Below are 21,461 nucleotides of genomic sequence, written 5' to 3' on the forward strand. Positions count from 1 at the left end.
TATCGAAAAGGGCGCCGGGCTGCAGTCAGACGTCCGGCGCGTGGGGCGAGGCGTTCAGAACGGTGCAGGGCTTTCGAAGCGCAGGCGCTCGCCGCTCTGCGGGTGGCCGAGGACCAGCAGGCTGGCATGCAGGCACAGGCGTCCGGCGGCGGCCAGGGCCTCGTCGTGGGCATAGAGGCGGTCGCCCAGCAGTGGGTGGCCGATGGACAGCATGTGTACGCGCAACTGGTGGGAGCGGCCGGTGATCGGCGTCAGTTCGACACGGCTGTAGTGGCCGCAGCGCTCCAGCACCCGCCAGAAGGTCAGGGCGTGGCGGCCCAGTTCATGGTCGACCACATGGCGCGGCTTGGTCGGCGGGTCGTAGCGCAGCGGCAGCTCGATGCGTCCGCTGTCGGCTTCCGGTTCGCCCCAGCAGAGCGCGGTATAGGCCTTCTCGGTTTCCCGGTCGTGGAACTGGCGGGACAGCTCGCGGTGGCTGTCGGCGTCGCGGGCCAGCACGATCAGGCCGGAGGTTTCCCAGTCGAGACGATGCACGATGCGCGCCTCGGGGTAGCCGTTGTCCTGCAGGCGGGTGACCAGGCAGTCCCGGTTGTCTTCGGCGCGGCCCGGCACCGAGAGCAGCAGGGTGGGCTTGTTGACCACCAGCAGGGCCTCGTCCTGGTGGACGATTTCGATGTTCGACAGGGGCATCGGGATATCCGGAGGCGACGACGGCGACCGGCAGGCGTTGTGAAAACGCCTGCGCTTTCACTCGACCTGCAGGGTCGCCGTCGTCGCAGGGCGGTCGCTCAGCGATCCGGCAGGGTGACGTTGAGTTCGAGGATCGAGCAGTTGCCCTGGTCTTCCAGGACTACCTGCACCTGATCGTTGTCGATGTTGACGTACTTGCGGATCACCTCGATCAGCTCCTTCTGCAGGTCCGGCAGGTAGTCCGGCGCACTGCGCTGGCCGCGCTCGTGGGCGACGATGATCTGCAGACGCTCTTTCGCAATGGACGCAGATGTTTGTTTCTTGCGTTCGCGAAAGAAGTCAAAAATGTTCATTCACGGCCTCCAAATAGGCGTTGCAGGAATCCCTTCTTCTGCACATCGAGGAAGCGGTGCGGCGTTTCCTTGCCCAGCAGTCGCTCCACGGCATCGCTGTAGGCCAGGCCGGCATCGCTCTGTTCGTCGAGGATCACCGGAATGCCCTGGTTGGAGGCCTTGAGGACCGACTGGGACTCGGGAATCACCCCGAGCAGGCGGATGGCGAGGATCTCCTCGACGTCCTCCACCCCGAGCATCTCGCCCTTGGTCACGCGGTCGGGGCTGTAGCGGGTCAGCAGCAGGTGCTCCTTGATCGGCTCCTCGCCGTTCTCGGCGCGCCGCGACTTGCTGGCGAGCAGGCCAAGCATGCGGTCGGAGTCGCGTACCGAGGATACTTCGGGGTTGGTCACCACGATCGCCTCGTCGGCAAAATACATGGCCAGGTGGGCGCCCTTCTCGATACCCGCCGGCGAGTCGCAGATGATGTACTCGAAAGACTCGCGCAGCTCGTCCATCACCCGGCCCACGCCCTCGCTGCTCAGGGCGTCCTTGTCGCGGGTCTGGCTGGCCGCCAGCACGTAGAGGTTCTCCAGGCGCTTGTCCTTGATCAGGGCCTGGCTGAGCGTGGCATCACCTTGGATGACGTTGACGAAGTCGTACACGACCCGGCGTTCGCAGCCCATGATCAGGTCGAGGTTACGCAGACCTACGTCGAAGTCGACGACGACGGTCTTGTGCCCGCGCAGGGCGAGGCCGGTACCGATGGCGGCGCTGGTCGTGGTTTTGCCGACGCCACCCTTGCCGGAAGTGACTACGAGGATCTTGGCCAAGGTGATTCACCCCAAGTGAAGAAAAACGGGAGCGTTGAGCCGCGCGGGTGGCTTGTGGAGTCCAGTCCGTTAAAGCCCCTGAGAACGCGCGAGTATCCGTTAAAGGCGAGTGATGTTCAACACGTCGCCAGCCAGATGAATGTGCACGGCCTCGCCCCAGTTCGGATCGCGTCTGAGGTCTTCGGCAACCTTGTAGCGGCCGGCGATGGAGATCAGCTCGGCGGCCAGCATCCGGCAGAAAATCCGCGCCTGGCTGTTGCCCTTGATGCCGGCCAGGGCACGCCCCCGCATCGGTGCGTACACATGGATGTTGCCGTCGGCGAGCAGTTCCGCACCGGCGCTGACCGGGGCCAGGACCAGCAAGTCGCCGCCCGGTGCATAGATCTGCTGGCCGCCGCGTACCGGGGTGGTGACCACCCGCGTCGGACGCACCGCCGGCTCGGCCGGTTTCTCGGCTTTCTTCGCCGGCGCCGGTGCGGCGCCGGGGGTGAGCGGCCGCTCCCGCGCGCTGGAAGGCGGCAGGACCGGCAGGTCCAGCGCCTGGGCGGCGGCGAGGTGTTCGGCCAGGCTGGCGCGGATCGCCAGGGTACGCAGGCCGTGGCGCCGGCAGACCGCCAGCAGGGCGCGCAGATCGAACTGCTGCGTGCCGGGCTGGAGCTTGTCCAGGGCCAGGACCAGCGGGGTGTTCTGGAAGAAGTTGGGGGCCTGCGCCACCTTTTCGCTCAACTGGTGGTCGAGACGGGCCAGGTCGTTGTGCGCCAGTTCCAGTACGGTGATGGCGAGCATGCTGCCCTTGAGCTGGAACACGGGGGCTGGGTCGAGGAGGTCGGCTTGGCTCATGATCTGCCCATTGCAATGAATGCCGGTCTTATAACGGGAAACGTCGCATCAGGCTAGCCGGGCGGAAGAAAACCGCCCCCTGGGCCGACGATGCGCCGTATGGCGTGCCCGTGGCGCGTTGCCGCAGGCTCGGCAGCGGGCGGAGGCCGGCCCCCCGGGCGGCCGCTCTTCGCGTCGGTCGTGGCCGGCATTTTCCCGCTAGAATGCCGGCCTTTGCCGTTTGGGGGCCGTTAATGGATCGTCCACGCTTTCGTGCCTGTTTTCTCCATCCGCGTTTCTGGGGCCTCTGGCTGGGGCTGGGACTCTTCTGGCTGATTGCCCGGCTGCCCTATGCCTGGCTGCTGCGGCTCGGCCGCGGGCTGGGCGCGCTGACCTATCGCCTGGCCGGCTCGCGCCGGCGCATCGCCAGGCGCAACCTGGAGCTGTGCTTCCCCGAGCGGTCCGCCGCCGAGCGCGAGCGTCTGCTGAAGGAGAACTTCGCCTCGATGGGCATCGCCTTCTTCGAGATAGCCATCAGCTGGTGGTGGCCACGCCAGCGGCTGGCCCGGCTGGCGCACATCGAGGGCCTCGAGCATCTGCAGCGGGCCCAGGCCGAGGGCCGGGGCGTGATCCTCATGGCCCTGCACTTCACCACCCTGGAGATCGGCGCCGCCCTGCTCGGCCAGCGGCAGACCATCGACGGCATGTACCGCGAGCACATCAACCCGGTCTTCGACTACGTCCAGCGGCGTGGTCGCGAGCGGCACAATGCCGATGCCACCGCCATCGAGCGCGATGACATCCGCGCCATGCTCAAGGTGCTGCGCGCCGGGCGCGCCATCTGGTACGCGCCGGATCAGGACTACGGGCGCAAGCAGAGTCTCTTCGTGCCCCTGTTCGGCATCCCGGCGGCGACCGTGACGGCGACGACCAAGTTCGCCCGCCTGGGCAAGGCGTTGGTGATGCCCTTCGTCCAGAGCCGTCTGGCCGATGGTTCCGGCTACCAGCTGACGATTTACCCGCCGCTGGAGGATTTTCCCGGCGAGAGCGAGGAGGCCGACTGCCTGCGCATCAACCGCTGGGTCGAGCAGGCGGTGCGCCAGCACCCCGAGCAGTACCTGTGGGCACACCGGCGCTTCAAGAGCCGCCCGAGCGGCGAGCCGAGTCTCTACCAATAGGGCGCTCTACTCCTCGATCTGCAATTGGCGGGCGCGGGTATAGACGTAGCGAATCTGGTTGTACTCGAACGGCGAGTTGAGCTGTCCGTAGCGGAAGGGGATGCCGTCGCGCCTGTCGACGGCCTTCAGCGCGGAGATTTCCGGGTGGGCGCCGCTGGCTGTGGCGACGTTCAGGTAGTCGACCCGGTTGGCGGTCAGGAAGTCGGTCAGCTGGCCGCCGGCATCGCGCAGGTTGGACGGACCGAGGATCGGCAGCATCAGGTAGGGTCCGGTGGGCACGCCGTAGGCGCCGAGGGTCTGGCCGAAATCCTCGCTCTGCCTGGGCAGTCCCATGCGGGTGGCCGGGTCCCACAGGCCGGCGACGCCCAGAGTGGTGTTGAGCAGCAGACGGGTCCCGGTGTCGAGGGCGCGCCGGCCGCGCAGTTGCAGCAGGCTGTTGAGCAGGCTGGGGATCTCGCCGAGATTGCCGAAGAAGTTGCGCACGCCGCTGCGCACGAATTCCGGCGTGACATAGCGATAGCCGCGCACCACCGGCAGCAGCACCCACTCGTCGAGGCGATAGTTGAAGTAATAGACCCGCCGGTTCCAGCGCTCCCAGGGATCAGGGACGTTGAGGGTGGCCAGGCTGGCACGCTCGAACTCGCGTTGGTCGCGGCCGCTGTTGAACTGCAGGCTGTCGAGCGGGCGCTTGAAGCCGTCGCCGTCAGCAGCCGGGGGCTCGGCGGCGTGGGCCAGGTTGCCGAGGAGCAGCGCAGCGGCGACGAGCCTCGCGCGTTCAGTCACGGAGGAACTCCAGCATGGCCTGGCTGTTGACCCGGTAATTGAGATTGCCGCAGTGCCCACCGAATGGATAGAGGGTCAGCCGCTCGCCGAAGGTGCGGCGCAGGAAGGCGAGGTCGCCGGGGCCGAGGATGAGGTCATCGGCATTGTGCATCACGGCGATCTTGCCGCTGCCAGCCAGGTAGTCCTGCAGGGCTTGCAGGCTGATCTGGCCGATCAACTGGGACAGGCTGCCGCCGTTGTGGCGCAGGCGCCACTGGGGGATCAGCTGCTCGTTCAGGTAGCAGCCGAAGTTGCACTGCAGGGCGCGGATGAAGAAGGGCGCGAGCGGGGTGTCCTCCTCGACCGGGTAGTTCGGCGGGGTGATCAGCCCGCGGCGGTTGAGCAGGTCCGAGGTATAGGCGATGTCGGCGGCGGCGAAGCGGAACACCGAGCCGATCAGCATCGCCATTTCCTCGTCCGTCAGGCGTTCCTTCGACTGCTGCAGGTCGTACAACAGGGCCTCGTTGAGGTCGATGTAGCCGCGGCGCTGGAAGTAGCGGGTCAGCTTGCCGAGGATCAGCTCGTAGAAGGTCAGGTCGCCGGTGATGCCGGGGACTTCGGTCTGTACCAGGCGGTCGAGGTTGCGCACCGAGTTGTAGGGATTGACCGGCGGGTTGAGCAGCAACACGCGCTTGAAGCCGAAGCCTCGACGGCTCTCGTCCAACTGGCTGACGAAGGCCGCATGCAGGGCGCCGAGGCTGTAGCCGGCCAGGTGGTAGGCGGTGACCGGCAGGTCCGCCTGCTGCGCCCGCACCGCCTCCATGACCCGGTACAGATCGTCGGCGTCCTCGCGGCTGAGGCCGGGCGTGGCGGCGCGCGAGGCGGCGGTCATGAAGTCGTAGCTGGTCGGCGAGGACAGCTGCACCACATGGAAACCGGCCCCGTAGAACAGTCGCTTCAGGTATTCGGTGAGACTGCTGGCGTAGTGCGCACCGGTGCCGGAGATGACGAAGATCAGCGGCGCGGCATGTGCCTGGCGGGCCAGGCGATAGCGCAGGTCCCGCACCTGGCGCAGGTTGCCCGGCAGGGCGAACGGGCGCTCGGGGCGCAGGCTCAGGCTGTAGTCCCGTTGATCGATCTCGCTGTCGGGCGGCAGGGCAGGACGCAACTCCGGCGGCGTGGTGGCGATGGTCGCCTCGAAGGGGTTGTGCAGCGGAAAGCCGTAGCTCGCCGGATCGATGTCGACCGCCGGCGCGCTGGAGCAGAAGAGGAGGCCGCCGAGCAGGGCGGCGAAGGCGGGCAGGCGGGGCATGGGAATCCAACCTCGTCGGGGATCTGGCCATGGGACTGCTTTTAACGCAGCGAGTGCAATCAGGCTAGTCCCGCGCCGGCGCTTGCTTCCGGGCGGGCGCTGGTTATGCTGGCGGACATTTGTCCCTGGAGTGCCCCGATGTCCTCGCGCCTGTCCCCGATTGTCCCGCTGATTGTCCTGTCGCTGTGCCTGGCGTCCAGCTACGGGCTGCGTTTCGGCTTCATGGAGGATGGCCAGTGGGTCGGCCTGTGCGCCGAGCAGGCGCAGCGCTGGGAATGCCAGCTGCGCACCGGGCTGGGGCTGATGATCCACTTCCGCCTGCTGGCCTGGAGCGCCCTGGCCGCAGCGCTGGCCGGCTTCCTGCTGCCCGGGCGCGCCGGCTGGGGGCTGGCGCTCGCGGGGCTGTGCCTGGGGATTCCGGCGCTGGTGCTCTACACCGCCAGTCTGGCGGTGTTCGCCGTGGTCATCGCCGGGCTACGCCTGGTTCGCCGCTGAGGCGTCCTTCGTCGCCACAGCCTCCGGAGCGGGCTGGCGCAGCCGCAGGCTGCGGCCGAGGGCGACCGCCAGCAGCAGGCTGACAAGGGCCCAGCCCAGTGCCTGCCGGTTGAGCAGGGTTTCCTGATACAGCTGCGGCAGTATGCCGAGACCGATCAGCGCCAGCAGCAGGGCGAGCTCCCGGCGCGGGCCGGCCACCGGGCGGCAGCCATAGAGCAGCGCGGGCAGCAGCAGGGCGACGCTGGGGAAGCTGCGGTAACGGGCATCAAATACCAGCGCCAGCATCATCACCGCCCCGGCGAAGCCGGCGGCGGCCAGCCACCAGCCGCCGCGCGCGTCCAGCCAGGCGAACAGCCGGGCGCGGAAGCCCTGGCGGGCCGACAGCAGCAGTACGCCATGCAGCAGCACGATCAGATTCAGGCCGACCAGCAGGGCAGCCCACAGCCACTCGCCGGGATAGCGGCTGGTGACCCGCGCCAGCTCGCCCCACAAGCCGATGCAGGCGCCGCCGAGCGCGGCCAGCGGCGGCAGCAGCAGGGCCGCGGCGGTGGAGGCCGGACGTCCGGCGACGACCAGCGCGCCGGCCATGATCAGCCCGCCGACTCCCAGCCAGAACGGCCAGTGCGGCAGGTTGGAGATCGGGCCGGCGAGGACCTGCTTGTCCTCGCGGTCGGCATCCAGCAGCCCCCAGTAGCCGCCCACCGCACCTTCGCTCTCGCGTTTCCACGGCTGGTCGAAGGCCTCGATCAGGTTGTAGCGCCAGCCATGCTGCTCGGCCATGGCGACGAAGCCACGGATGAACAGGGCCTGGTTGACCCGGCTGGGCAGGGCGGTTTCGCGCTGGCGGCCCTCGCTGGGCCAGCCGGTTTCGCCGATCAGGATGTCCTTGGGCGCGAAGCGCTGGCCGAATTCCTGGCGGACCCGGGCGACCTGGGCGAGTGCCCTGTCGATTCCGGCCGGGTCGTCCTCCCAGTAGGGCAGCAGGTGGATGGTCAGGAAGTCCACCGCCGGGGCGACTTCCGGATGCTTCAGCCAGAACTCCCAGACATCGGCATAGGTGACCGGCTGGTCGACGCTGCGCTTGACCCGCGCGATCAGCGAGGCCAGGTGGCTGGCGGTGACTTCCTTGCGCAGCAGCGTCTCGTTGCCGACGATCACCGCCTCGACAATATCCGGGTTGGCCCTGGCCGCCTCGATCAGCTGCGCGATTTCGCTCTCGGTCTCCACCGGGTCGGGGTTCACCCAGGCGCCGAGCATCAGCTTCAGGCCGTGCTTACGGGCCAGGGCGGGGAGTGCCTGCATGCCGGTCATGGAATAGGTGCGCACGCACTGGAAGCGTTCGGCGAGCAGGGCCAGGTCGGCGTCCATGCGCGCCTCGCGCAGCACGAACGGCTGGTCGAAGGGCGACTGGTCCTTGTCGAACGGGCTGTAGGACACGCACTGCAACTTGTGCGTGGGACTGACCACGTCCGCCAGCACGACCGGCTGGCCGGCGCTGTACCAGATGCCACTCAGGGCCAGCAGGGCGAGAAGGGTGGCGAACAGGTAGGGGGGGAGCGGAAAGCGCGAGGTGGCGGGCATGGTTCGAGATCATCTGACGGCCGGGCCGCGCATCTTAACCGCTTCCGCCCGCGTATCGCACCGGCCTCAGGCGTGGCGGTGCCGCCAGCCAGGCTGCGAGGCTCCGGCCGGCGCGCCGCGGGCCTTGTCCAGGCGCTGCCAGATTCTTTCGTGAACGTAGAAGCCCACCGAGTTGCACAGGGGTTCGACCGCCGCCACCAGCCCGCCCACCGCGACGCTGCCGGTCAGCGCGTAGGCGACGGCGAAGGCGATGCAGAAGTGCATCAGCGTGAAAGTCAGGGTCTTGAGCATGGCACACCTCGCAGGAAGTCGTTCCTTGATGAAACCACGATAGCGGCGGAACGGCTGGTGCGGAAATGGCCGCTCTACATGGCTCCGATAGGGGCCGTCAATCCCGCTGCGCACTCTGTCGGTGTCGACGATCGGCAGGCGTCCCCGGGCTGGCCGTCCGGGCGCGGAGCAGAGCCCTGCGAAGGCCTTCACACAGGGACTTCGGGGCATTGGGCCGGCGAGCTAAGACTAAGGTCGTCTGTTGTCCGTTGGCGGGCGATCTAGAGTGTGCCTACCCCGCAACTCCGTGAGGATAATAAAAGAAATGAACGACGACGGTATCTACAAGCGGATCGAGCAGAATCCGCGCTTCAGAGAACTGGTGGCAAGGCGCGAGCGGTTCGCCTGGCTGCTCTCATCCATCATGCTGGGCCTCTACTTCGCCTACATCCTGATCATCGCCTTCGTGCCGCAGGTCCTGGGTACCAAGCTCAGTGCCGAATCCGCCACTACCCTGGGCATGCCCGTCGGTGTCGGTCTGATCCTCCTCGCCTTCGTGCTGACCGGTGTCTACACCTACCGCGCCAACGGCGAGTTCGATCGTCTGAATCAGGAAGTGCTCGACGAGGTGCAGAAATGATGAAGCGTTTTCTGACCGCTGCTGCCTTGCTGGCAGCCTCCCCCCTGCTGATGGCCGACGCCATTACCGGCGAAGTGCAGAAGCAGGCCACCAACTGGACCGCGATCATCATGTTCGTGGTGTTCATCGCCTTCACCATGGGCATCACCAAGTGGGCGGCCAAGCGCAACACCTCCACCTCCGACTACTACACCGCCGGCGGCAGCATCACCGGCTTCCAGAACGGTCTGGCGATCGCCGGTGACTTCATGTCCGCGGCGTCCTTCCTGGGTATTTCCGCCCTGGTGTTCACCTCCGGCTACGACGGCCTGATCTACTCGATCGGCTTCCTGGTCGGCTGGCCGGTGATCCTCTTCCTGATGGCGGAGCGTCTGCGCAACCTCGGCAAGTTCACCTTCTCCGACGTGGCCTCCTACCGCCTCGGGCAGACCCAGATCCGTGTCCTGTCGGCCTTCGGCTCGCTGATCGTGGTGGCCTTCTACCTGATCGCCCAGATGGTCGGTGCCGGCAAGCTGATCCAGCTGCTGTTCGGTCTGGACTACTACGTCGCGGTGGTACTGGTGGGCGTGCTGATGGTCATGTACGTGCTGTTCGGCGGCATGCTGGCCACCACCTGGGTGCAGATCATCAAGGCGGTCCTGCTGCTCTCCGGTGCCACCTTCATGGCCATCATGGTGATGAAGCACGTGGGCTTCGACTTCGGCACCCTGTTCACCGAAGCCGTGAACATCCACACCAAGGGCGCGGCCATCATGAGCCCCGGCGGTCTGGTTTCCGACCCGGTCTCCGCGATCTCCCTGGGCCTGGCCCTGATGTTCGGTACCGCCGGTCTGCCGCACATCCTGATGCGCTTCTTCACCGTGAGTGACGCCAAGGAAGCTCGCAAGAGCGTGTTCTACGCCACCGGCTTCATCGGCTACTTCTACATCCTGACCTTCATCATCGGCTTCGGCGCCATCCTGCTGGTCGGCACCAATCCGGAGTTCAAGGACGCGGCAGGCGCCATCATCGGTGGCACCAACATGGTGGCCATCCACCTGGCCAACGCCGTCGGCGGCAACCTGTTCCTCGGCTTCATCTCCGCCGTGGCCTTCGCCACCATCCTTGCGGTGGTTGCCGGTCTGACCCTCGCTGGCGCCTCGGCCGTGTCCCACGACCTGTACGCCTGCGTGATCAAGAAGGGCAAGGCCAAGGAAGAGGACGAGATGCGCGTGACCAAGATCACCACCCTGTCCCTGGGCGTCGTGGCGATCCTGCTCGGCATCATCTTCGAGAAGCAGAACATCGCCTTCATGGTGGGTCTGGCCTTCTCCGTCGCCGCCAGCTGCAACTTCCCGGTCCTGTTCCTCTCCATGTACTGGAAGGACCTGACCACCCGCGGTGCGCTGATCGGCGGTACTCTGGGGCTGTCCGTCGCCATGCTGCTGACCATCCTCAGCCCGACTGTCTGGGTTGACGTGCTGGGCAATGCCGAGGCGATCTTCCCCTACAAGTACCCGGCGCTGTTCTCCATGCTCGCGGCCTTCGTTGGCGTGTGGTTCTTCTCGATCACCGACAAGTCGAAGTCTGCTGCAGAAGAGCGTGAGCGCTTCCTGCCGCAGTTCGTCCGCTCGCAGACCGGCCTGGGAGCCAGTGGCGCCGTCGCCCACTGATTCTTCCCTAGCAGGTCGGAAAGGCAGCCTTCGGGCTGCCTTTCCTGTTTCTGTGGCAGGGCTTTTCCGCCCCGAGTCATCCGCCGGCCGGCGATGCTATGGTTGTCTCGACGAGTCGACAGCGAGGTCGCACCGCCAACGGTGTAGGGTGGTCGTAGCGATGGAAACGGGCCTGCTCCTGCTGCTGATCCTGCTCAACGGTATCTTCGCGATGGCGGAAATCGCCGTCGTGTCCTCGCGCAAGGCCCGTCTGCAGAGGCTTGCCGACGAGCGGCGGCACGGCGCGCTGGTCGCCCTGGCGCTGCAGGAGGACCCTTCGCGCTTTCTCTCCACCATCCAGGTCGGCATCACCACGGTCGGCATCCTCAGCGGCGCGCTCGGCGAAAGCCTGCTGGCCCGGCCGCTGGCGGAGCGGGTCGCCGGGCTGCCGGCGCTGGCGCCCTATGCCGAGGGCATCGCCCTGGTGCTCACCGTGGCGGCGATCACCTACCTGTCGGTGGTGCTCGGCGAACTGCTGCCCAAGCGCCTGGCACTGCTCTCGCCCGAGGCCATCGCCGCCACCATCGCCCCGCCGATGCAGCGTCTGGCGCAGATCGCCGCACCGCTGGTATGGCTGCTGTCGTGCTCCTGCGACCTGCTGCTGCGTCTGCTCGGGGTCAAGCACCGCGACGAGCCGCCGGTCACCGACGAGGAGATCAAGGTGCTGATGGAGCAGGGCGCCGAGGCCGGGGTCTTCCACGAGAGCGAGCAGGCACTGGTCGCCAATGTCCTGCATCTGGACGAGCAGCCGGTCGGCGCGATCATGTCGCCCCGCCAGCAGGTCTACGCCATCGATCTGGACGAGCCGCGGGAGGAGCAGCTCAGGCGACTCGCCGAGAGTCCCTATAGTCGCGTTCTGGTCTGTCGGGGCGGTCTGCAGCAGGTGGTCGGCGTGCTGCAGCGCGGCGACCTGCTCGGGCCGGCTTTGCAGGGACAGGCGCTCGATCTGCAGCGGAGCATCCGCCCGCCGCTTTACGTCGAGGAGCGCGCGAGCAGTACCGGCCTGCTGGAAAGCTTCCGCCGGATGCGCTGCGAGTTCGCCGTCGTGGTCGACGAGTTCGACGACCTGCAGGGCATCGTCACCCTCAAGGATGTGCTCACCGCGATCGTCGGCGAGATTCCCGGCACGCTGGAGGATGGCGAGCCGGCGATCGTCCGCCGCGAGGACGGCTCCTGGCTGGTCGACGGCGGCATGGGCATCGAGCGGCTGAGGGCCGCGCTGGACATCGCCAGCGGTTTTCCGGGAGAGGCGGAGAATGCCTATCACACGCTCGCCGGGCTGGTCATGCACCGCCTGCAGCGCGTGCCGAAGGTCGCCGACCACTTCGAGCACGACGGCTGGCGCTTCGAGGTGGTCGACATGGACCGGACGCGCATCGACAAGGTGCTGGTGGTGCGTCTGGCCGCGTCCGCGGCCTGAGCGCCGGGGAGGCCGGCATGCTGTACCGGTTGGCCGCGGATGCCCTGCTGGTGGTGCATCTGCTGTTCATAGTCTTCGTGCTGCTGGGCGGCCTGTTGCTGCTGCGCTGGCGTATCCTGGCCGTGGTGCACCTGCCGGCGATGGCTTGGGGGGCGGCGACCGAATTCTTCAGCCTGCCCTGTCCGCTGACCGACTGGGAAAACGCCTTGCTCCGGGCGGCCGGGGAGTCCGGCTACAGCGGCGGCTTCATCGAGCATTACCTATGGCCGCTGATCTACCCGGCCGGCCTGACGCCGGGCATCCAGGTCTGGCTGGGCGCTCTGGTGCTGCTGGTCAATGCGCTGGTCTATCTGTGGGTGCTCGGGCGGCGGCACTGAGCGCGTGGCTCAGTCCAGCCACTCCTTCGGCACGTCCCGTTTCGCCATCAGCAGGCACTGCTGGCTGTCCGGCTCGAAGACGATCACTGCCTCGCCGCGCTCCAACGCCTGGCGGACGCGCTGCATGCGGGTCGCCAGCGGGGTTTCGTCGCCGTTGTCGGTGCCTTCGCGGGTCACGAAGTCCTCGATCAGCCGGGTGAGGGTGTCGGCCTCCAGCAGGTGGTGGGGGATGAGCATGGGAGTCTCCGGGGCAAGGTGGGCGGTTCGCCCGCCTCAATTGTCCACCAGGGTCCGGGTCGACAGGTAGCGCTCCACGGTGGCGTGCAGCAGCTGCTTGTCCACCGGCTTGCCGAGGAAGTCGTTCATGCCCACCTCGAGTCCGTATTCCCGGTGCTCGTCGAGGGTGTGCGCGGTGAGGGCGATGATCGGCACCGCCGGCCACTTGCGCAGGCGCTCCAGCAGGCGGATCTGCAGGGTGGCTTCGAAGCCGTCCATCTCCGGCATTTCGCAGTCCATCAGGATCATCTGGACCGCGCCGGGCGAGCGGTGGTATTCGGCCACCGCCTCGGCGCCGTTGCCCGCCAGGCGCACATGGTAGCCGCGCTTCTTCAGCAGTTCCTGGACCACCAGCTGGTTCACCGGATTGTCCTCGGCGATCAGGATGCAGGGCACCTGGCTGTCGCCTGCGGGGTCCTCGATCGGCACCAGCGGATGGGTGGGCTCCATGAGCAGCTCCACCAGCTTCTTGCGCAGCGCCGCGACGCCGACCGGCTGAGGCAGGCCGAGCATGTGCAGGCTGCTGCGGCTGGCCGGCAGCTGCCGGCACTGTTCCGGCGGGCAGACCAGCAGCAGCCGCTGGCCGGGCGCCAGGTGCGGATAGAGGGCATCCAGCCAGTACTCGACGCTGCCCGGCCAGGGCGCGATCAGCAGCAGCAGCGGCGGCTCGTCGAAGCCGGTCAGCTGCTCGGGCAGTTTTTCCGGAATCCGGCAGCGCTCGGTGTGCATGCCCCAGCGGCCGAGCAGGCGGCCGATGGCGTCCAGCGCGAAGCCGTCCAGCGAGGCGAGCAGCGCGGTGCGTCCGACCAGCAGCTGGAACAGCTCGTCGCGCGCCTCGCCGCAGCGCTGCAGGGGAATGTTCAAGGTAAAGCGGCTGCCGAGGCCGGGGGTGCTCTGCGCCTCGATGTGGCCGCCCATCATTTCCACCAGCTCCTTGCTGATCGCCAGGCCCAGGCCGCTGCCGCCGTAGCGGCGGGTGGTGCTGGAGTCGCCCTGGCTGAAGGATTCGAAGAGCCGCGCCTGGGCCTCCTGGCGGATGCCGATACCGCTGTCGCTGACGCCGAAATACAGGCGCTCGGAGCCGTCGCTCTTGCGCCGGCGGCTGACGTCGAGCCGCACCTGGCCCTCGGAGGTGAACTTCAGCGCGTTGCTCAGCAGGTTGGTCAGCACCTGCTTGAGGCGGGTCGGATCGCCCTGGATGTGGCGCGGCACGCCCTCGTCGAGGCTCATGTGCAGGCGCAGGCGCTTTTCCATCGCCTGGGCGGTGAACAGGTTGAGGGTGTCGGACAGCATCTCCTCGAGGTCGAACTCGATGTGCTCCAGGCTGAGCTTGCCGGACTCGATGCGCGCGTAGTCGAGGATGTCGTTGATCACCGCCATCAGGGTGCTGCCGGAACTGGCGATGGTGTCCACGTAGAAGCGCTGGCTGTGGTCCAGACGGGTTTCCTTGAGCAATTGCAGCATGCCCAGCACGCCGTTGAGCGGCGTGCGGATCTCGTGGCTCATCTTGGCCAGGAAGCGGCTTTTCGCCTGGTTCTGCAGGAGCGCCTCCTCGGCGGCCTGGTGCGAATACAGCCCTTCCTTGCGCAGCTGCTGGAAACGGTCGGCCAGGCCGACGGCGAGAACCAGCAGATTGACGGCAAGACCCAGCTTGGCCAGCGTCGTTCCCTGTTCGCCGAGCAGGCCCAGGCCCAGCTCCGAGCAGGCCAGGCCAGCCAGCAAAACCAGCAGGAACGCCCAGGCGGCGAGCTGGTAGGTGCCGGCGCGCAGGCGCTTGCGCCACACATGGGCGCCGCAGGCGGGCAGCAGCAGGGAGCCGATCAGGGTGGCGAGCGTGGCGAGCACGCCCCAGGCCGGCAGGCCGATCAGCGGAGCGGCGAGCAGCGCGGCGGCGAGGACCAGCATCCACAGGCGCAGGGCGCGGTCGAGCAGGGGGAAGTACTGGGGGATATTCAGGAAGTGCCGGGTGAACTGGGTCGCACTCAGCCAGAAGGTGAAGGTCAGCAGGTACACGGCTACCTGCTGCAGGACGGGCGACCAGTGGAACAGGAAGCCGTCGAAGCTGAACGGCAGCAGGATGGCGTTGAGGCTGTAGAGCAGATACCAGCCCTGACTGGGCTCGCGCAGGAACAGGAAGAGGAGCAGCTGGTAGCAGAACAGGGCCAGCAGCACGCCGTAGAGGACACCGTTCAGGCCTTCCTGGCGCTCCTGGGCAACCACGCTGGCCCCGCTGGTGCTGAAATACAGTGGCACGGTAATCGCACTGCTACTCTTTACTCGCACCAGCAGGGTGCTGCTGCCCGGCGGCAGCTCCAGGGGGAACCAGAGGTTGCGCACCGGCACCGGACGCAGCTGGGACGCTCGGGCGTCGCCGCTCTCCTGCTGCTGCAACTGGCCGTCCGGGCTCAGCAGGCTCAGTCGGACATCGTTGAGCAGCGGATAGTTGACCTCGAGAAAGCCGGACAGGGGCTGGGTGCGGGTGTTCTGCAGGTCGATCCGGAACCACCAGACCGAGCGGCTGCGGCCCAGGCTGGCCCGGTCGCCCTCGACCGGGCGGAAGGCCGTGTCGGGCAGCGCCAGCACTTGGGTGGCATCGAGGCTGGCATCGCGGTCCTCGAGGTAGCGGGTATGTGGCCCCAGGGACAGGCGGACCTCCTGATCGGCGAGCACGGCCGGCTGGATGGCCCAGGCCGATGCACCAATCAACAGCAGCAACAGCATCCAGATGATGCGCACCATCCCATTCCTCTGCTAGTAGGGCCTGCCATCAAGAGGGGTTTCCGAGTGCCTGATCGCCTCGATCGGCCGGGGCCGGCACCCGCTGCAGGCAAAGTCATTTCTTGGTCGAAAACGGCAACGCTGCGCGCCCTGGCGCTCGGGCGCGATTTCAGGCGCAGCCCGAAAGGCCAGAGGTTCTGGACACGGATTCAGGTTGTCCGTCGTTCCTGTGGAATGACCAAACCAGTCTTCTCATGCGATTCACAGGATGCATGAATGCAACAAGCCTGCCGGGAGCGGCACTGCCTTGCCCTGTAGCCGAACAGGCTCCATCGCAACGTGGAAGACCTTGATGACGAGCCTGGCTGGCACGAGTTTTTCGGTTGGGAATTCCGTCTCAGGGTGAGACTTTGCCCGGATGCGGCGAGCGCTTCAAGCGTTCGGTTTGTGCCTGAGCAGGCTGTCCACGGCGGGAACGCGGGTTTCGCTTTCCATCTGGGCATCGTGTTCCAGCTGACGGCTGAACCGTTTCAGGGAGCCGCTCTGCGGGCTGGCGTCGCTGGCGAACACCGGCGGGCTGAGCAGATAGGCGCCGATCAGCCGGCTCAGGGCGGCCAGACCGTCGAGGTGGGTGCGCTCGTAGCCATGGGTGGCATCGCAGCCGAAGGCCAGCAGGGCGGTGCGGATGTCGTGGCCGGCGGCTACCGCCGACTGGGCGTCGCTGTGGTAGTAGCGGAACAGGTCGCGGCGCACCGGGATCGCGTGGTTTTCCGCCAGGCGCAGCAGATGGCGCGTCAGGTGGTAATCGTAGGGGCCGCCGGAATCCTGCATGGCGACGGTCACCGCCTGCTCGCTGGACTGCTGGCCGGGGGCGACCGGCGCGATGTCGATGCCGACGAACTCGCTGACGTCCCAGGGCAGGGCCGCGGCCGCGCCGGAGCCGGTTTCCTCGGTGATGGTGAACAGCGGGTGGCAGTCGATCGGTGGTTCCTGGCCGCTGTCGAGCACGCTCTTCAGCGCGGCGAGCAGGGCCGCGGCACCGGCCTTGTCGTCCAGGTGGCGGGCGCTGATGTGGCCGCTCTCGGTGAACTCCGGCAGCGGGTCGAAGGCGACGAAATCGCCGACCGCCACCCCGAGGGCCTGGGTGTCGGCCTGGCTGGTGGTCATGGCGTCGAGACGCAGCTCGACGTGGTCCCAACTGATCGGCAGCTCGTCCACCTGGGTGTTGAAGGTGTGTCCGGAGGCCAGCAGCGGCAGAACGCTGCCGCGCAGCACGCCGCGATCGCTGAACAGGCTGACCCGGCTGCCCTCGGCGAAGCGGCTCGACCAGCAGCCCACCGGCGCCAGGCCGATGCGGCCGTTGGCGTGGATCTCGCGCACGATGGCGCCGATGGTGTCGAGGTGCACCGCCATCGCCCGGTCCGGGCTGTAGCGGCGGCCCTTGAGGGTCGCGCGGATGGTGCCGCGGCGGGTCAGCTCGAAGGGAATGCCGAGCTCCTCCAGCTGCTCGGCGACATAGCGCACGATGGTGTCGGTGAAGCCGGTCGGGCTGGGAATGGCGAGCATTTCCAGCAGCACGCGCTGCAGGTAGTCGAGATCGGGTTCGGGAAGCTGGCCGGGCATGGGCGACTCCAGAGGCGTGTGGCCCGTTCAGGCGGGAAGGGGGCCGGGGCGTTGGAAGGGGCCGGCGCCTACTTCGGCGCCTGGCTGAGCGGAAACAGCAGATCGACGAAGCGCGCGGCGGTGGGCTGGGGCTCGTGATTGGCCAGGCCGGCCCGTTCGTTGGCCTCGATGATCACGTAGTCCGGGCGGTCGACCGCCTCCACCAGCAGGTCGAGGCCGACCACCGGGATGTCCAGGGCCCGGGCGGCGCGCACGGCGGCCTCGGCCAGCGCCGGGTGCAGTTGCTCCGTCACATCCTCCAGGCAGCCGCCGGTGTGCAGGTTGGCGGTACGCCGCACGGCCAGATGCCGGCCCTCGGGCAGCACGCTGTCGTGGTCGTAGCCGGCCTGGCGCAGGACGCGCTCGGTCTCGGCATCCAGCGGAATGCGGCTCTCGCCGCCGCTGGCGGCCTGGCGGCGCCGGCTCTGCGCCTCGATCAGCGCGCGGATGCTGGTGTGCCCGTCGCCGATCACCTCGGCGGGGTGGCGCAGCGCGGCGGCGACCACCTCGAAGCCGATCACCAGGATGCGTAGGTCCTGGCCGCTGTGAAAGCTCTCCAGCAGCACCCGGCTGTCGAAGCGGCGGGCCGCCCGGATGGCCTTTTCCACCTCCTCGGAGGTACTCAGGTCGACGGCCACGCCCTGTCCCTGCTCGCCGTTCACCGGCTTGACCACCAGGCGCCGGTGCGCGGCGAGAAAGGCCGCGTTCTCCGCGCGGCTGCCGGCCAGGCGCTGGGCCGGCAGGTTCAGCCCGGCGCGAGCCAGCCAGCGCTGGGTCAGCTGCTTGTCCTGGCAGAGGGTCATGCTCACTGCGCTGGTCAGGTCGGACAGCGACTCGCGGCAGCGGATCCGCCGCCCGCCATGGATCAGGGTGAACAGGCCGGTTTCGGCGTCGTCCACCTGCACCTCGATGCCGCGGCGGTTGGCCTCGTCGACGATGATCCGCGCATAGGGGTTGAGCCCGGCGGCCGGGCCGGGGCCGAGGAACAGCGGCTGGTTGATGCTGTTCTTGCGCTTCACCGCGAAAGTCGGCAGCTCGCGGAAGCCCAGCTTGGCGTAGAGGTTCTTCGCCTGGCGGTTGTCGTGCAGCACCGACAGGTCGAGGTAGGCCAGCCCGCGGGACATGAAGTGCTCGATCAGATGGCGCACCAGGGCCTCGCCGACCCCCGGGCGCGTGCAGGTCGGCTCCACCGCCAGGCACCAGAGGCTGCTGCCGTGCTCGGGATCGTGGTAGGCCTCGACGTGGTTGAGTCCCATGACGCCGCCGATCACCGCCTTGCTGTCGTGGTCCTCGGCCAGCCAGTAGACCGGGCCGCCGTCCTCGCGCGGGGTCATCCGCCCGGGCTCGACCTGCAGCATGCCGCGGGTCTGGTAGAGGCGGTTGAGCCCGTCCCAGTCCGCCTCGCTCTGCACCCGGCGGATGCTGAAGCCGCGGAAGATGCGCCGCGCCGGACGGTAGTCGGAAAACCACAGGCGCAGGGTATCCGACGGATCGAGGAACAGCTGCTGCGGCGCCCGGGCCAGCACCTGGTGCGGTGCGGCCACGTAGAGCGCGATGTCGCGCTCGCCGGGCTGCTCCCCGAGCAGGTCGTCGGCCAGGCTGGCCGGATCGGGGTAGGTGTGCCCGATCAGCAGGCGGCCCCAGCCGCAGTGCAGGGCCACCGGGGGCTGCCGTTCGCTCTGGCCGTCCTCGGCCATGAGCGCCTGCAGGCGCTGGTAGGATGGGGTCTGGCCGCGCAGCAGGCGCTGGCCGTAGGCAGGAGATTTCATGGTTAGAGTCCCTGTTCGCTGAGCCAGAGGTTGAGTGCCGCCAGCTGCCAGAGCCTGGAGCCGCGCAGCGGCGTCAGCTGGCCCTGCGGATCGCTCAGCAGGCGGTCGACTGCGGCCGGCTCGAACAGGCCGCGGTCCTGGCTGGGATCGAGCAGCAGCTCGCGCACCCAGTCGAGGGTCGCGCCCTGCAGGTGCTTGAGGCCGGGCACCGGGAAATAGCCCTTGGGCCGGTCGATGACCGCTGCCGGGATGACTTGGCGGGCGGCCTCCTTGAGCACGTGCTTGCCGCCGTCCGGCAGCTTGAAGCGCGACGGGATGCGCGCCGACAGCTCGACCAGCCGGTAGTCGAGAAATGGCGTGCGCGCCTCCAGGCCCCAGGCCATGGTCATGTTGTCGACCCGCTTGACCGGGTCATCGACCAGCATCACGGTGCTGTCCAGGCGCAGCGCCTTGTCCACCGGATCCTCCGCGCCGGGCCGGGCGAAATGCTCGCGCACGAAGGCCCCGGCATGGTCCTCGCCGCGCCACTTCGGCTGCACGGTGGCCAGGTATTCGTCGTGCGTGCGGTCGAAGAAGGCGGCTCGGTAGGCGGCATGGGGATCGCTGGCGCCTGCCAGCGGCGGATACCAATGGTAGCCGGCGAACAGCTCGTCGGCGCCCTGGCCGCTCTGCACCACCTTGCAGTGCCGGGCGACTTCCCGCGAGAGCAGGTAGAAGGCGATGCAGTCGTGGCTGACCATCGGCTCGCTCATGGCGCGGAAGGCTGCCGGCAGCTGCTCGATGATCTCCCGCTCGTCGATGCGCAGCTGGTGATGGCGGGTGGCGTAGTGGTGGGCGATCAGGTCGGAATACTGGAACTCGTCGCCCCGCTCGCCGCCGGCGTCCTGAAAGCCGATGGAGAAGGTCGAGAGGTTCTCCACCCCGGCCTCGCGCAGCAGGCCGACCAGCAGGCTCGAATCGACCCCGCCGGAGAGCAGCACGCCGACGTCCACCGCCGCGCGCTGGCGGATCTCCACCGCCGCGCGCAGGCTGCCGAGCAGGGCCTCACGCCATTCCGGCAGCTCGAAGCCGCGCTCGTCATCCCGCGGGCCGTAGTTCAGCTGCCACCAGGTGCATTGCTCGCGCCTGCCGTCGGCGTCGACGCGCAGCCAGGTCGCCGGCGGCAGCTTTTCCACCTCGGCGAGCAGGGTGCGCGGCGCCGGCACCACGGCATGGAAGTTGAGGTAATGGTTGAGCGCCACCGGGTCCAGCGCCGCATCGATGTCACCGCCCGCCAGCAGGGCCGGCAGGCTCGAGGCGAAACGCAGGCGATGGCGGCTGCGCGTCAGGTACAAAGGCTTGACGCCGAGCCGGTCGCGGGCGAGGAACAGCCGCTGGCGGTCGCGCTCCCAGATGGCGAAGGCGAACATGCCGTTGAGCCTGGGCAGCAGCGCCTCGCCCCAGGCGTGATAGCCCTTGAGTAGCACCTCGGTGTCGCCGTCGGAGAAGAAGCGGTAGCCGAGGCCTTCCAGCTCGCCGCGCAGTTCCGGGTAGTTGTAGAGGGCGCCGTTGAACACCAGGTCGAGGCCGAGTTCGCTGTCGATCATCGGCTGGCCGGAGGCTTCGGCCAGATCCATGATCTTCAGCCGGCGATGGCCCAGGGCGACCGGTCCCCGGGCGTGTACCCCCCAGGCGTCGGGGCCGCGGGGGCTGAGGTGATGGGTGATGCGCTCGACCGCCGCAAGGTCGGCCGGGCGCTTGTCGAAACGCAGTTCTCCAGATATGCCGCACATGGGTCCTTACCGGTTTTGCCGTTGGGGAATGTGTCCGCGCCCTTCGGGGCGAGGCCGTGGCCAGCCTGGCGAGGTTGTGACAGGAATCGCGCCGGCCGGTTGCAGACCTTTACACCAAAGCAAGAAAATACTTTGATGTCAAAGATTGATTGCCAATGTTTACGACGCCATGAACGCAGAGAAAGTTTTATATCAAAGTGATATTTCAGCCTTTGAAGTGCCGCTGTTTCAGGCTATGAGGCGCCTGCAGCAGGCCGGGGAAGTGCATGCCAAGCGGGTGGCGCGCCATGGCCGGCTGACTCCGATGCAACTGCTGATCCTCCGGGTGCTGGCCGACGAGACGCGGCTGACGGCGAGCGCCCTGAGCCGGCGGGTCAGCCTCACCGCGGCAACCCTGTCCGGCCTGCTCGACCGGCTGGAGGAGCGCGGCCTGCTGCAGCGCCAGCGCGACGAGCAGGACCGCCGTCGGCAGTGGCTGGTGCTCGCCGAGGCTGGGCGCACCCTGCTCGAGGAGGCGCCGCCGTTGCTGCCGCCGGAGTTCCGCGAGCGCTTTGCCGCGCTGCCGGAGTGGGAGCGGCATGCCTTGACCGCGGCGTTGCTGCGGGCGGCGGAGTTGTGTGGGGGAGAGTAAGAGGGGAAGGGAAAGCGTCTTTGGCTTCGTTTATGGCATGGTAACTCGGCACCTTCCTCGGCTCGACCCACAGATTTCGCCTTGCACGGCGAGTCCCTTTCTTCTTGCTTGCCCAAGAAGAAAGGAACCAAAGAAGAAGGGCACCCGACATCCGGCCCTTCACTGCGCTGCGCTCCGTTACGGGTTCCCTCGCTTCGACACTGCTCCGGAGGCACGCCACGAAGGGACGTCCC

20 protein-coding genes are annotated in these 21,461 nt (G+C 67.8%); 7 read left to right on the forward strand and 13 right to left on the reverse strand.

Translation table 11 applies throughout. From position 1 onward, the window contains the following. Positions 1-54: 54 nt before the first annotated feature. From EV691_RS08910 to minC, 4 genes are all read right to left on the reverse strand, one after another. Entirely contained in the window at positions 55-690 is a 636-nt protein-coding gene (locus tag EV691_RS08910) for an RluA family pseudouridine synthase (protein WP_131302166.1), read from the reverse strand. 98 nt (positions 691-788) lie between these two features. Next, on the reverse strand, positions 789-1,043 hold the full coding sequence (minE, locus tag EV691_RS08915) for a cell division topological specificity factor MinE (protein WP_039802943.1): 255 nt from the start codon (positions 1,041-1,043) through the stop codon (positions 789-791). Continuing rightward, complete coding sequence (gene minD, locus EV691_RS08920) at positions 1,040-1,855, reverse strand: septum site-determining protein MinD (protein ID WP_039802945.1); 816 nt, start codon at positions 1,853-1,855, stop codon at positions 1,040-1,042. The genes minE and minD overlap by 4 nt, the downstream gene beginning before the upstream one ends. A gap of 99 nt (positions 1,856-1,954) precedes the next feature. Further along, positions 1,955-2,695 (reverse strand): septum site-determining protein MinC, encoded by a 741-nt coding sequence (gene minC, locus EV691_RS08925; RefSeq protein ID WP_131302163.1) that lies wholly within the window; start codon positions 2,693-2,695, stop codon positions 1,955-1,957. A gap of 233 nt (positions 2,696-2,928) precedes the next feature. On the opposite strand from minC, the gene EV691_RS08930 reads away from it, so the two are divergent. Continuing rightward, entirely contained in the window at positions 2,929-3,852 is a 924-nt protein-coding gene (locus tag EV691_RS08930) for a lipid A biosynthesis lauroyl acyltransferase (RefSeq protein WP_131302160.1), read from the forward strand. 6 nt (positions 3,853-3,858) lie between these two features. Here EV691_RS08930 and EV691_RS08935 read toward each other — a convergent pair whose 3' ends face one another. Continuing rightward, positions 3,859-4,635, reverse strand: coding sequence for an MlaA family lipoprotein (locus EV691_RS08935; protein ID WP_131302157.1), 777 nt, complete (start codon positions 4,633-4,635; stop codon positions 3,859-3,861). Beyond that, positions 4,628-5,926, reverse strand: coding sequence for an alpha/beta fold hydrolase (locus EV691_RS08940; protein ID WP_039802954.1), 1,299 nt, complete (start codon positions 5,924-5,926; stop codon positions 4,628-4,630). The genes EV691_RS08935 and EV691_RS08940 overlap by 8 nt, the downstream gene beginning before the upstream one ends. Before the next feature lie 138 nt (positions 5,927-6,064). Here EV691_RS08940 and EV691_RS08945 point away from each other — a divergent pair, with 138 nt between their 5' ends. Further along, positions 6,065-6,421, forward strand: coding sequence for a hypothetical protein (locus EV691_RS08945; RefSeq protein ID WP_131302154.1), 357 nt, complete (start codon positions 6,065-6,067; stop codon positions 6,419-6,421). Here the strand turns inward: EV691_RS08945 and EV691_RS08950 are convergent. Together EV691_RS08950 and EV691_RS08955 are read right to left on the reverse strand one after the other, a co-directional pair. After that, entirely contained in the window at positions 6,401-8,002 is a 1,602-nt protein-coding gene (locus tag EV691_RS08950) for a glycoside hydrolase family 17 protein (protein ID WP_131302151.1), read from the reverse strand. The genes EV691_RS08945 and EV691_RS08950 overlap by 21 nt on opposite strands. Positions 8,003-8,068: 66 nt before the next feature. Beyond that, entirely contained in the window at positions 8,069-8,293 is a 225-nt protein-coding gene (locus EV691_RS08955; protein ID WP_039802958.1) for a DUF2061 domain-containing protein, read from the reverse strand. A gap of 304 nt (positions 8,294-8,597) precedes the next feature. On the opposite strand from EV691_RS08955, the gene EV691_RS08960 reads away from it, so the two are divergent. The 4 genes from EV691_RS08960 to EV691_RS08975 all read left to right on the forward strand — a co-directional run bounded on the left by EV691_RS08960 (position 8,598) and on the right by EV691_RS08975 (position 12,400). Beyond that, complete coding sequence (locus EV691_RS08960; protein ID WP_039802962.1) at positions 8,598-8,912, forward strand: DUF485 domain-containing protein; 315 nt, start codon at positions 8,598-8,600, stop codon at positions 8,910-8,912. Then, positions 8,909-10,564: a cation acetate symporter gene (locus tag EV691_RS08965; RefSeq protein WP_039802963.1), complete on the forward strand. Its 1,656-nt coding sequence runs from the start codon at positions 8,909-8,911 to the stop codon at positions 10,562-10,564. Before EV691_RS08960 ends, EV691_RS08965 begins: the two co-directional genes overlap by 4 nt. Before the next feature lie 160 nt (positions 10,565-10,724). Continuing rightward, positions 10,725-12,023: a hemolysin family protein gene (locus tag EV691_RS08970; protein ID WP_131302148.1), complete on the forward strand. Its 1,299-nt coding sequence runs from the start codon at positions 10,725-10,727 to the stop codon at positions 12,021-12,023. Between the two features lie 17 nt (positions 12,024-12,040). Beyond that, positions 12,041-12,400 (forward strand): DUF2784 domain-containing protein, encoded by a 360-nt coding sequence (locus tag EV691_RS08975; protein WP_131302145.1) that lies wholly within the window; start codon positions 12,041-12,043, stop codon positions 12,398-12,400. A 9-nt stretch (positions 12,401-12,409) separates the two neighbouring features. On the opposite strand, the gene EV691_RS08980 is transcribed toward EV691_RS08975, so the two are convergent. The 5 genes from EV691_RS08980 to EV691_RS09000 form a co-directional block, all read right to left on the reverse strand. Beyond that, positions 12,410-12,637: a YheU family protein gene (locus tag EV691_RS08980; protein WP_039802970.1), complete on the reverse strand. Its 228-nt coding sequence runs from the start codon at positions 12,635-12,637 to the stop codon at positions 12,410-12,412. Positions 12,638-12,673: 36 nt separating this feature from the next. Beyond that, entirely contained in the window at positions 12,674-15,415 is a 2,742-nt protein-coding gene (locus tag EV691_RS08985) for a hybrid sensor histidine kinase/response regulator (RefSeq protein ID WP_131302143.1), read from the reverse strand. 411 nt (positions 15,416-15,826) lie between these two features. Continuing rightward, positions 15,827-17,017: an osmoprotectant NAGGN system M42 family peptidase gene (locus EV691_RS08990; RefSeq protein ID WP_131302141.1), complete on the reverse strand. Its 1,191-nt coding sequence runs from the start codon at positions 17,015-17,017 to the stop codon at positions 15,827-15,829. Positions 17,018-17,085: 68 nt separating this feature from the next. Then, positions 17,086-18,825 (reverse strand): N-acetylglutaminylglutamine synthetase, encoded by a 1,740-nt coding sequence (gene ngg / locus EV691_RS08995; protein WP_131302138.1) that lies wholly within the window; start codon positions 18,823-18,825, stop codon positions 17,086-17,088. 2 nt (positions 18,826-18,827) lie between these two features. Further along, complete coding sequence (locus tag EV691_RS09000; protein ID WP_131302135.1) at positions 18,828-20,597, reverse strand: N-acetylglutaminylglutamine amidotransferase; 1,770 nt, start codon at positions 20,595-20,597, stop codon at positions 18,828-18,830. A gap of 169 nt (positions 20,598-20,766) precedes the next feature. Between EV691_RS09000 and EV691_RS09005 the strand changes: the two genes are divergently transcribed. Next, complete coding sequence (locus EV691_RS09005; RefSeq protein ID WP_039807582.1) at positions 20,767-21,228, forward strand: MarR family winged helix-turn-helix transcriptional regulator; 462 nt, start codon at positions 20,767-20,769, stop codon at positions 21,226-21,228. The last annotated feature ends 233 nt before the right edge of the window (positions 21,229-21,461 follow it).

Origin of the sequence: Azotobacter chroococcum (assembly GCF_004339665.1) — a bacterium.
GTDB lineage: Bacteria > Pseudomonadota > Gammaproteobacteria > Pseudomonadales > Pseudomonadaceae > Azotobacter > Azotobacter chroococcum.